Source organism: Gilvibacter sediminis (assembly GCF_028561565.1).
GTDB classification, from domain to species: Bacteria; Bacteroidota; Bacteroidia; order Flavobacteriales; family Flavobacteriaceae; genus Gilvibacter; species Gilvibacter sediminis.
This window is the reverse complement of the sequence record NZ_JAQQTE010000022.1, coordinates 3,716-15,770: the sequence shown is the minus strand read 5'-3', so window position 1 is coordinate 15,770 and position 12,055 is coordinate 3,716. Positions and strand designations below refer to the sequence as shown.

At 45.1% G+C, this 12,055-nt stretch carries 9 protein-coding genes; 1 reads left to right on the top strand and 8 read right to left on the bottom strand.

The window, feature by feature from the left end; translation table 11 throughout:
- Nucleotides 1–32: 32 nt before the first annotated feature.
- The gene (locus POW22_RS12245) at nt 33–752 is read left to right on the top strand and encodes a DUF4369 domain-containing protein (protein ID WP_272832994.1); all 720 of its coding nucleotides are present in this window, start codon (nt 33–35) and stop codon (nt 750–752) included.
- On the opposite strand, the gene POW22_RS12240 is transcribed toward POW22_RS12245, so the two are convergent.
- The 8 genes from POW22_RS12240 to POW22_RS12205 form a co-directional block, all read right to left on the bottom strand.
- The gene (locus POW22_RS12240; RefSeq protein WP_272832993.1) at nt 753–1,022 is read right to left on the bottom strand and encodes a hypothetical protein; all 270 of its coding nucleotides are present in this window, start codon (nt 1,020–1,022) and stop codon (nt 753–755) included.
- Between the two features lie 42 nt (nt 1,023–1,064).
- Nucleotides 1,065–2,045, bottom strand: coding sequence for a type I phosphomannose isomerase catalytic subunit (locus POW22_RS12235; protein ID WP_272832992.1), 981 nt, complete (start codon nt 2,043–2,045; stop codon nt 1,065–1,067).
- An 11-nt stretch (nt 2,046–2,056) separates the two neighbouring features.
- Nucleotides 2,057–2,509, bottom strand: a complete 453-nt coding sequence (locus POW22_RS12230; RefSeq protein WP_272832991.1) for a peroxiredoxin — start codon at nt 2,507–2,509, stop codon at nt 2,057–2,059.
- A 2-nt stretch (nt 2,510–2,511) separates the two neighbouring features.
- Nucleotides 2,512–2,919 (bottom strand): 6-pyruvoyl trahydropterin synthase family protein, encoded by a 408-nt coding sequence (locus POW22_RS12225; RefSeq protein WP_272832990.1) that lies wholly within the window; start codon nt 2,917–2,919, stop codon nt 2,512–2,514.
- The gene (gene idi / locus POW22_RS12220) at nt 2,919–3,434 is read right to left on the bottom strand and encodes an isopentenyl-diphosphate Delta-isomerase (protein WP_272832989.1); all 516 of its coding nucleotides are present in this window, start codon (nt 3,432–3,434) and stop codon (nt 2,919–2,921) included. Before idi ends, POW22_RS12225 begins: the two co-directional genes overlap by 1 nt.
- 96 nt (nt 3,435–3,530) lie before the next feature.
- Complete coding sequence (locus POW22_RS12215; protein WP_272832988.1) at nt 3,531–5,471, bottom strand: OmpA family protein; 1,941 nt, start codon at nt 5,469–5,471, stop codon at nt 3,531–3,533.
- Nucleotides 5,472–5,481: 10 nt separating this feature from the next.
- Nucleotides 5,482–6,426 (bottom strand): PorP/SprF family type IX secretion system membrane protein, encoded by a 945-nt coding sequence (locus POW22_RS12210; protein WP_272832987.1) that lies wholly within the window; start codon nt 6,424–6,426, stop codon nt 5,482–5,484.
- A 51-nt stretch (nt 6,427–6,477) separates the two neighbouring features.
- A partial coding sequence (locus POW22_RS12205) for a DUF7507 domain-containing protein (RefSeq protein WP_272832986.1) occupies nt 6,478–12,055 on the bottom strand: 5,578 nt, incomplete at its 5' end.

Here is a 12,055-nt window from a genome sequence, read left to right as displayed (position 1 = left end):
TTACAGATATTTGCCGCAAATAATTTAAGACTATGCGCTTTAGAATTCTCGCTGCTTTTTTGATTGGACTTGGATTACTGAGTTGTTCAGATACCCCAGAAACCAACAGTATTTTGGTTGCCAATATCAAAGACCTCAACAAGGGTACTGTATATCTGGAAAGACTGCAGGACAGTAGCCTGATCCGTATAGATTCTGTTTTGGTTGACGGGCAGTCACCATTGACTCTCGGGACCAACCTAGACAGCCCAGAAGTACTTTACGTGCATGTTTTAGTAGATGCGAGCGAACTTATTGATACGCGCATCCCTATTTTTATGGAACCGGGAACCGTGGAGCTTTTCACAAGGCTGAACAACTTGCAAGGTGCCTCCGTTATCAAAGGATCTGCTAACCATGAAAAGTGGCAAGAGTACAAACAAAGCATGGCCCGCTTTACCGACCGTAACTTAGAATTGATCAAAGCCTTGATTGAATCGGGTAAAGATCAAAACGATTCGCTGACTGCAGCTATTGAAGCGCAGCAAGTACAGTTGGTTCGTTCCAAATATTTGGCAACGATCAACTTTGCAAAAAACAACACGGCCTACGCCGTATCTCCCTATGTAGTTTTGAATGAAGTACGAGTAGCTAAGAATACTTACCTAGATACTGTTTACAATGCCTTGCAAGACAGTGTAAAAACAGGCACCTACGGCAAAGAGCTATTCGCTTTGATCAACCAGCAGCAAGAAGCTGCCGGCGATCAATAATTATTTCAGCTTAGCGAGTTTAACCAAAAGGGCATTACCTCGATCCTCTAATTCCTTAGAGATGGCATTGAAATGCGCCTTTTTGTTCTCCACATCCTTCTGATTGATCTTTGCAGTCAATTCATCAAAGGTTGTGATCGCCTCGTCAATAATGGCTTCTGATTTTTTGTTATCTGCTTTAGGGTTTTCCAATTCCCAGCCGTAAACGGCCTCAATAATATCCCCTAGAACAAAATTTAAATCCTTTTTTAAATCTCTTACACTAGCCATAGTAGTTTATTTTATGGGGTAAAAGTAGTCTTTTAGATCGCATTATGGCACACGAACCTCCAAAAGTTCTACACCGTCGGTTTTAATAACTATTTCTGTAGCTGCTGCGGGCACCATGGCCGTTTGTCCTTTGATCAAAGCGGTGCAAACACCGTCAAGTTCAATGGTCGCTTGACCGCTCACACACATATAAACTACAAAAGAATCGGTGTCACTTAGATCGTGCTTTTTATCTTCATTCAAAGGTAAATAACGCGTATCAAAATAAGGTGACTTACAAACAGAATTGCTGCTGTTGGCCTGTTTGTCGTAATTCAAATACTGATCGTTTGGAGCTTCAAAGTTCAAAACATCAAGAGCCTCCTGCGTGTGAAGCTCGCGCATTTTCCCATCAGTCCCTGGGCGGTCCCAATCGTAAACGCGATAGGTAATGTCTGAGGTCTGTTGGATCTCAGCAACCATTACCCCACCACAAATGGCATGAATGGTTCCTGGCTCTATAAAGTAACTGTCGCCAGCTTTTACTTTGTGAAAATTCAATAGGTCACCTAATTCCTTATTGGCTACGGCTTGCTCGTAGTTCTCTTTGCTCACTTCTTCTTTGAAATCTACGATAAGATCTGCATCATCATCGGCTTGCATAATGTACCACATCTCTGATTTTCCGAAGGAATCGTGATGCTTCTGAGCATACTCATCTGCAGGATGAACCTGAACCGATAAGTCTAAAGCAGCGTCAATGAATTTAAAGAGTAAAGGAAAAACAGGTCCGTGCATGTCATACAAGCGTTTTCCGAGGATCTCATGCGGATACTCTTTAAGTAGGCTGTTGAGATCGCGCCCTACCAAAGGGCCATTGTTCACTACAGAAATGTTTCCAGGGACTCCAGAGAGTTCCCAACTTTCTCCTACATTAGGCAGGTCCGTTTGTTTTCCGAAATGTGTTTTCAGTTTCGTTCCTCCCCACACCTTGTCTTTAAGGATAGGATCGAATTTTAATGCGTAAAGGGGCAGTGCATCCATTGCTTCATTTTTTATAATTTATTCAACTCCCTGAGTGCCATGCGGATGTGCGGATCGGCTGCTAAAGCCTTAAAACGCTTGATCAATTGACCGTCAGCATTGAACACGAAGGTTTCTCTGCCAGGCAAGATACCAAGTAAGCTCCCTTTTACGTCGAACATTCGACGAACCTTTCCTTTGCTATCGGCCAATAGCGTAAAGGGTAAGTTAAACCGTTTCGCGAATTTTGCATGCGAAGATTCCGAATCTGCACTGATCCCAATCACGCGCACACCAGCGTTGGTAAAATCTTCAAAATGGTCCCTAAAACTGCAGGCCTCAGCATTACAGCCGGGCGTAAAGTTTTTAGGATAAAAATAAATAACTGCGGCTTGTCCTTTTAATTCTTGGGTACTGTTAAAGGTATCGCCGTTTTGATCATTGAGTTCAAATGCAGGTAGTGAATCACCGATATTTAAAGCCATAATTATCCGGAGTAAGTAACGTAGTTTCTCGGGGTCTCGTAGAGGGTTACCTCTAGGTCAAGGTCTGATTTTATATGTGGTCTTAAGCGATTATAGATACAAATCGCTATGTTTTCTGCCGTGGGATTGAGCTCGGCAAAGTCTGCAACCTCCAAATTGAGATTCTTGTGATCAAAGGCGTCTTCTACTTCTGATTTAATCACAGCCTTTAAATCTTCAATACTGATCACAAAACCAGTCTGCGGGTCTACATCACCGGTAATCCCAACTACCAATTCATAATTATGACCGTGATAGTGTGGGTTGCTGCATTTACCGAATACCGCCGCATTCTTTTGATCATCCCAAGCGGGATTGTGCAGCCTGTGAGCTGCATTGAAATGTGCTTTTCTGTAAACGGTCAAACTCATTAACTAATGAACTGATAATACTTCTCAAAAATGATCTTAAACCAAGCCGTATAAAGCTCTGGTTGTTCTTCAATGTCTTGTTTTACGGCCTCAAGTGGCATCCACTTCCAAGCTTCCACCTCTTCTGGATTGATCTCCGGTGTTCCGTTGTACTTACCCACCATAATGTGATCTAACTCATGTTCGGTAAGTCCGTTATCAAAAGGTGCCTTGTAAATGAACCAGGTCATCTCTTTTAAAGGAGTTTCAAAACCCATTTCCTCCTGTAGTCTGCGCGCTCCTGCCTCTAAGTTCGATTCTCCTTCCCGCTGATGTGAACAACAGGTATTGGTCCATAAACCAGGAGAATGGTATTTAGACAAGGCCCGCTGCTGCAGCATTAGCTCTCCGGCATCGTTAAATACAAATACCGAAAAGGCGCGGTGCAGTACCGCCTTTTCATGGGCTTCCATTTTTGGCATCAGGCCGATCTGCTCGTCCTTTTCATTTACCAAAACCACCATTTCTTCTTTCATGCAAGTGCTTTTGTACAAAAATACGAAAATGCTGGGCCATAAAAACAAAAAGGCACCGAAGAGGTGCCTTTTTGGAGAGGTTACAAAGTTGTAGTGTTAATCTTGAATGATAAACATCGATCTTCTGTTCAACTGATGTTGCTCTTCACTACAATCTACCCCGTTGGCGCATTCATTGACCAACTGCGTCTCGCCATAACCTTTGGCAGATAATCGGGACGGATCTATACCGCGCTCCACCAACCAAGCCATGGTCGACTGTGCACGACGCTCGGATAGAATTTCATTATAACGGTCAGTTGCTCTACTGTCCGTATGTGATTCAATATGAATCACAAGTTCAGGATATTGTTGCATGGCCACGAGAATCTTAGCCAATTCCACCGCTGCATCCGGACGGATGTTAAAGCGGTCCAGATCAAAATAGATCGGCTGCAGATCTAACTTACAACCCAAGTCATTAGAAGCACAAGGCATTCCAATCAAGGCTAAGGAAGCATCTACTGTAGCAGTCATATCCGGAGTATCTACTGTGCGTTCTGCAGGCTCATAGTCTAACTTGTCTGCACGTACAATGTATTGCGAATTACAGGCTACCAAGAAGCTGTAAGCTGCATCGTCACCTACAATGATAGGATCGCCAACTGGATTGTTGTCTGCATCTACCAATTGTACACGTGCTCCTGGTAAAAGCTCACCAGTACCTGCATCTGTGATCACCCCTTCCAGAGTCACTTCACACTGTCTTACACGGTAGATCTCATCATTGGTAAAACCAGCATCTCCATCTCTATTAGAAGAGAGGTATCCTATTTTTTTGCTTTCTCTTACGATAAAGCCAAAGTCGTCCTTTTCACTGTTAGCAGGCTCCCCAAGGTTAGTGATTGTGGTTGGCAAACCATTGTCATCTAAAGGAGTCATATAAATGTCCAATCCTCCCAATCCGGCTCTACCGTCTGAAGAGAAATACATATGATTGGACTCACTGATGAATGGGAAACTCTCACGTGCTTCTGTATTGATCTCAGCAACGTTTACAGGCTCTCCGTAGGTTCCATCCTCATTGATGGTCACATACCAAATATCACTCAGACCAAGAGTTCCTGGCATATCAGAAGCAAAATACAAACGCTTCCCGTCCAAACTCAAAGTTGGGTGAGCCACAGAATAATCGTCGCTGTTAAATGGCAGCTCTTGGATATTGGTCCAATAACTCTGTCCACTTAAAGTGGCTTTGTAAATCTTTAGACGAATGGTTTTGTCTTTGTCCTTTCCACGCTTTCCATCAATAAAGTTGTTACGCGTAAAGTACATATGACGCAGATCTTGCGTGAAGGCTGGATTGGATTCGTGATACTTACTGTTCACTTCTCCTTGCAAACGTTCCAAGTTCATCAGATCGCCTTCTTCATTGACATCGGCCATGAAAAGATCCAAATACGGCTGATTGTTCCACTCGTGAACTGCCAACTTTCCATCCAAGATGGTATCTGAAGCTGAGGCAAAGACCACTTTGTCTTCTCCGAAATAAGCCGGACCAAAATCAGAATTTACAGTATTTGCACTCACTTTAGACAATTCATAATCGATAGCACCAAAGGCGATATCCTTTAAATATTCTGGATTGCTCTGGAAGTTGGTTGCGATCTTAGTGTCTCCTCCTTTTTCTACAAAGGTTGCCATCATGGCATCAGACTCATCGTAGCGCCCCAAGCTCTTTAGAGCAAGGCCGTAACGATAGAAATAGATCGGTTCCGCTTCTTCTGGATAATCCGAAACTAAACGGCCGTACCATTTGGCGGCCTCTTTGTAATCACTATTAAAGAAATAGGTATTACCTAATTTTTGGTAGATCTCTGCGGATACGTATCCGTCCTTCACTACCTGTAAATAGACCTTCTGAGCGTCGATATAAGCATACTTATCGTAGTCTTTGTTCGCGCGTTTAAGATCCGTTGACTGTGCATGACCAAAATTAAAACTGAGCAGGAATCCTAAGGCAAGCAGTAAGGTTCTGATAGGTGAGGTTGAATTCATTAAAGCCAGTTTAGAAGAAACGCGGTGTTAACACACGTTCCGGTTTATTAAATATTTCAAATCGTACGAAGAATTCATAAGAACCATCGTTAAATCCACTAAGATCGGTTGTTTCTCCATCGTAAGCGAATCCTAGGAATAATCCGTCTGTCGCTTGGAAACCAACCATACCACTCAAGGCTGCACTCCAACGGTAAGCAGCACCAAGAGTAAATTTGTCGTTGATCAAAAAGTTCGCAGAAAGATCTACCTGTAAAGGAGAACCGCTAACCAACTTGGTTAAAACTGCTGGCTTGAATTTTAAGCTCTCGCTAACATCAAACACATATCCAGTAATGAAGAAATAGTGCAAACGCTCTGCTGCAATGGTCTGCGCAGAAGTCGGCCCGATCTCGCTTTCATCAAAGTGTTTGGTATTTAAAAAGTTCGGTACAGACAATCCTGCGTAGAACTTATCAGAGTAATAGTATACCCCGGCACCAATCTGTGGCTGCAAACGGTTGTCAATATTGTTTTCAAAGACATCGCCTTCGTCAAAAATATTAAGCAGTGTAAAGTCTACATCGAGAAGATCGATACCCGCTTTAAGTCCAAAGGCAAGTTTGTACTCATCAGAGGTATTGATCGTATAGGAATAGTCAACAGTCACATTAGACTCTCGAGCTGGACCCAATCGATCAACCACAATACTCATCCCCAGACCCATAGTCTCAGCAACACCTATTGGGGAATTAAAGGTGAAAGTACCCGTTTCAGGAGCTCCGTCCAGACCAACCCACTGCGTTCTGTAGAGGGCGGCAAAATCTAAAGATCCTCGTGAACCAACATAAGCTGGATTCACCACCTGCGTATTGTACATATACTGCGTGTACTGGGGATCTTGCTGGGCAAAACTTTCAAACGAAATGCAAACTAAGAAGATTGCAACTAAACTGAATGATAATTTTTTGATCATTTCCGATTGTTTTATAGATACCCGGGGATTTTACTCCCCGGGAGTTTTCTCTTATTTATTGTTGACGTATAGGTAACCGGCGTTAGTCAAGGTCTCGCCTTCTACAAAGCGTCTCAAGACATAGTAGTAAGTACCGGTTGGTAACTTCTGACCTTCGCGAACCGTTACACGTCCTTCAGAGATTCCTCTAAAGACGTTGGTCTGACCGTCAGCACCTCCGTAGTTATCAGTTTCGAATACTAACACACCCCAACGGTTGAATATCTGCATATTGTTGTTCGGGAAGTCCTCGATTCCGTTAATTCTAAAGAAGTCGTTCAATCCGTCTCCATCAGGAGTTACCCCGTTGAAGATCTCAAACTGAGCACCCAATACGTCTGGCAACACAACTACAGTTGGATCATCAGGATCACCGTCACCGTTGTTATCGCGGTTTGTTGTATCGAATGGATCGTCAGATTCATCGCTAACCTCATTACCGTTTTGATCCATACCAGAAGCAATTGCTTGGTTGATCACCTCTCCAGCTTCAATATCGTCTTCTGTGATCGCATAAGTCGCAGTGAAAGTAGAATCATCTACTTCTCCTGGTTCTAGGGTGATCGGTCCACCAGTCACTGGTACTAGTGGGTCGTCAATAGTGATATCGAATACCGTTACGTTTCCAGTGTTGGTCACGATGAAGGTATAGGTAATGGTTTCTCCAGCTTGAGGTTGTCCATCGCCGTTATCGTCATTGAATACTCCGATCTTCTCAACAGAGATCGAACCGTCTTGACAGATATTGGTTTCTGTTGGATCGTCCTCAAGGATGCTGTCGTTATCTGAAAGGTCAGATACCTCAGTACCGTCAGGAGCTGTTCCAAAGGCCTCAGCCTGATTCATCACGAATCCGTTGTTTACGTCATCTAGAGTCACTGTGTATACCGCAGTGAAGGTCTCTGTATCTGTAGCGCCTACCTCTAAGGTAATTGGGCCACCAACTACAGCTACCATTGGATCAATCACGGTTACATCAGTCAAGGTCACGTTTCCGGTGTTGGTTACAAAGAACTGGTAAGTAATGGTCTCACCTGCATCTGTACATCCGTCTCCGTTCTCGTCATTTACAGTTCCGATCTTGATCAAGGCGATGCTTGGTGCCTGACATAGGTCAGTTACAGTAATATCGTCTTCCAAGATGCTGTTGTCATCAGAAAGGTCAGTTACTGTTCCTCCTGTTGGAGTCACACCAGTTACCTCTGCTTGATTCTCTTTGAATCCAGCATCGATATCAGCCTGAGTGATCAAGTAAGTCGCTGTAAAGGTTGTACTATCAGAATCTCCAGCAGCCAATGAAGCTAATGGACCTCCGATTACCGCAACATCAGGATCGATAACGTTAATGTTGGTCAAGGTCACATTACCGGTGTTCACTACAGTGAAAGTATAAGTAATGGTCTCTTTCACATCTGCACAACCATCTCCATCAAGATCGTTGAACACGCCTTCTTTAATGATGGCGATGCTCGGAGCCTGACATAGCTCAGTTACTGTTGGATCGTCGTCGCTAACCGTCGCACCTGATTCATCAGATACTACCGTTCCGTCAGGAGCAGTTCCCTCAGCAGTTGCTGTGTTCACTACCTCTCCTGCATCGATGTCTCCAGCAGTGATCGTGTAGGTTCCTGTGTATGTCCAAGTCTCGTCTACATCAAGCTCACCGTCACCGTCCGTGTCACCGTCAACAAATGTGATTGGCGCTACTAGGATGTCAGTTACTGTGATTCCAGATAGACTTACGTTTCCTTCGTTAGTTACTGTGAAAGTATACTCGATGGTCTCTCCAGCGTCGGCACAGTCATCACCGTCTCCGTCTACAAAGATTCCAGTCTTCACAATCGCAATTGCAGGGTTCTGACACAATTCAGTTACCGTTGGATCGTCATCGCTAACCGTTGCACCTGATTCATCAGTTACTACCGTTCCGTCAGGAGCAGTTCCCTCAGCAGTTGCTGTGTTCACTACTTCTCCTGCGTCGATGTCTCCAGCAGTGATCGTGTAGGTTCCTGTGTATGTCCAAGTCTCGTCTACATCAAGCTCACCGTCAGCGTCCGTGTCACCATCTACAAATGTGATTGGTGCTACTAGGATGTCAGTTACTGTGATTCCAGATAGACTTACGTTTCCTTCGTTCGTTACTGTGAAAGTATACTCGATGGTCTCTCCAGCGTCGGCACAGTCATCACCGTCTCCGTCTACAAAGATTCCAGTCTTCACAATCGCAATTGCAGGGTTCTGACACAATTCAGTTACTGTTGGATCATCATCGCTAACCGTCGCACCTGATTCATCAGATACCACCGTTCCGTCAGGAGCAGTTCCCTCAGCAGTTGCTGTGTTCACTACCTCTCCTGCATCGATGTCTCCAGCAGTGATCGTGTAGGTTCCTGTGTATGTCCAAGTCTCGTCTACATCAAGCTCACCGTCAGCGTCCGTGTCACCATCTACAAATGTGATTGGTGCTACTAGGATGTCAGTTACTGTGATTCCAGATAGACTTACGTTTCCTTCATTAGTTACTGTGAATGTGTATTCGATGGTCTCTCCAGCGTCGGCACAGTCATCACCGTCTCCGTCTACAAAGATTCCAGTCTTCACAATAGCAATAGCAGGGTTCTGACACAATTCAGTTACCGTTGGATCGTCATCGCTAACCGTCGCACCTGATTCATCAGATACTACCGTTCCGTCAGGAGCAGTTCCCTCAGCAGTTGCTGTGTTCACTACTTCTCCTGCATCGATGTCTCCAGCAGTGATCGTGTAGGTTCCTGTGTATGTCCAAGTCTCGTCTACATCAAGCTCACCGTCAGCGTCCGTATCACCGTCAACAAATGTGATTGGTGCTACTAAGATGTCAGTTACTGTGATTCCAGATAGACTTACGTTTCCTTCGTTCGTTACTGTGAAAGTATACTCGATGGTCTCTCCAGCGTCGGCACAGTCATCACCGTCTCCGTCTACAAAGATTCCAGTCTTCACAATAGCAATTGCAGGATTCTGACACAATTCAGTTACCGTTGGATCGTCATCGCTAACCGTTGCACCTGATTCATCAGATACTACCGTTCCGTCAGGAGCAGTTCCCTCAGCAGTTGCTGTGTTCACTACCTCTCCTGCGTCGATGTCTCCAGCAGTGATCGTGTAGGTTCCTGTGTATGTCCAAGTCTCGTCTACATCAAGCTCACCGTCAGCGTCAGTGTCACCATCAACAAATGTGATCGGTGCTACTAGCGCGTCAGTCACTGTGATTCCAGATAGACTTACGTTTCCTTCATTAGTTACTGTGAATGTGTATTCGATGGTCTCTCCAGCGTCGGCACAATCATCACCGTCTCCGTCTACAAAGATTCCAGTCTTCACAATCGCAATAGCAGGGTTTTGACACAATTCAGTTACTGTGCTATCATCCGTGTCAATTGCGGTTCCAGACTCATCATTCACTACATTGTCTTGAGGATCTAAGGCCTCAACAGTAGCTTGGTTGGTTACGTTACCCGCATCGATATCGTCTTGAGTAACTGTATAAGTCGCTTCATATACCCATACCTCACCAACATCTAGGAGTCCGTCACCATCAGTATCTCCAGAAAGTGGTCCAGCAACAACACCACCTAATAATGGGTCATTGACTACTACTGAATTCAAGGTCACATTACCTGTATTGGTCACTGTGAATGTATAAGTGATCGTTTCACCTTCATCAGCACATCCGTTAGCGTTTGCGTCAACGAATACTCCAGACTTAACAATGGCAATGCTACCATCCTGAGGTAATATGGTTACCGTTGGGTCATCCGTTGGATCACCGTTGGTCGTTCCGTCTCCATTCTCAGTCTCTACTGTTTCTGGATCTGGGATTGGGTTACCGTCAGTATCCGTTCCAGTATCCGCAGTGTCTCCAACGGTGTCTGGTCCGTCAGGAGAATCTCCAAGAGCCGTAGCGATGTTCTCTACATATCCTAGGTCGATGTCATCCTGAGTGATCACGTGCTCAGCCGTTACTGTAGCAGACTCCCCTGGAAGTAGTACCGCAATTGGGTTACCACCAGTGATCACTGCGTTATCGTCTGTGATCTCAATGTTTGTAAGTGTCGTGTTACCGGTGTTGGTTACCACGATATCGTAAGTGATCACATCACCCTCTCCGCCAGCGGCAGAAGTTTGGTTCTTGATCACGCTCATTGATGAGTTCTGCTCAATCGTCGTTACCGTTGGGTCATCCGTTGGATCACCGTTGGTCGTTCCGTCTCCGTTCTCAGTTTCTACTGTTTCTGGATCTGGGATTGGGTTACCGTCAGTATCCGTTCCTGTATCCGCAGTGTCTCCAACCGTGTCTGGTCCATCAGGAGAATCTCCAAGAGCCGTAGCGATATTCTCTACATATCCTAGGTCGATGTCATCCTGAGTAATCACGTGCTCAGCAGTTACTGTAGCTGACTCCCCTGGAAGTAGTACCGCAATTGGGTTACCACCAGTGATCACCGCGTTATCGTCTGTGATCTCAATGTTAGTCAAGGTCGTGTTACCCGTGTTGGTTACCACGATATCGTAAGTGATCACATCACCCTCTCCGCCAGCGGCAGAAGTTTGGTTTTTGATCACACTCATTGATGAGTTCTGCTCAATCGTCGTTACCGTTGGGTCATCCGTTGGATCACCGTTGGTCGTTCCGTCTCCATTCTCAGTCTCTACTGTTTCTGGATCTGGGATTGGGTTACCGTCAGTATCCGTTCCCGTATCCGCAGTGTCTCCAACTGTGTCTGGTCCGTCAGGTGAATCTCCAAGAGCTGTAGCAATGTTCTCTACATATCCTAGGTCGATGTCATCCTGAGTAATTACGTGCTCAGCTGTTACTGTAGCAGATTCCCCTGGAAGTAGTACCGCAATTGGGTTACCACCAGTGATCACTGCATTATCATCTGTGATCTCAATGTTTGTAAGTGTCGTGTTACCGGTGTTGGTTACCACGATATCGTAAGTGATCACATCACCTTCTCCACCAGCGGCAGAAGTTTGGTTTTTGATCACACTCATTGATGAGTTCTGCTCAATCGTTGTTACCGTTGGGTCATCCGTTGGATCACCGTTGGTCGTTCCGTCTCCATTCTCAGTTTCTACTGTTTCTGGATCTGGGATTGGGTTACCGTCAGTATCCGTTCCAGTATCCGCAGTGTCTCCAACGGTGTCTGGTCCGTCAGGTGAATCTCCAAGAGCCGTAGCGATGTTCTCTACGTATCCTAGGTCGATGTCGTCCTGAGTGATCACGTGCTCAGCTGTTACTGTAGCAGACTCTCCTGGAAGTAGTACCGCGATTGGGTTACCACCAGTGATCACTGCGTTATCATCTGTGATCTCAATGTTAGTAAGAGTCGTGTTACCTGTATTGGTTACCACGATATCGTAAGTGATCACATCACCTTCTCCACCAGCGGCAGAAGTTTGATTCTTGATCACACTCATTGATGAGTCTTGTTGGATCGTTGTTACCGTTGGGTCATCCGTTGGATCGCCATTGGTCGTTCCGTCTCCGTTCTCAGTTTCTACTGTTTCTGGATCTGGGATTGGGTTACCGTCAGTATCCGTTCCT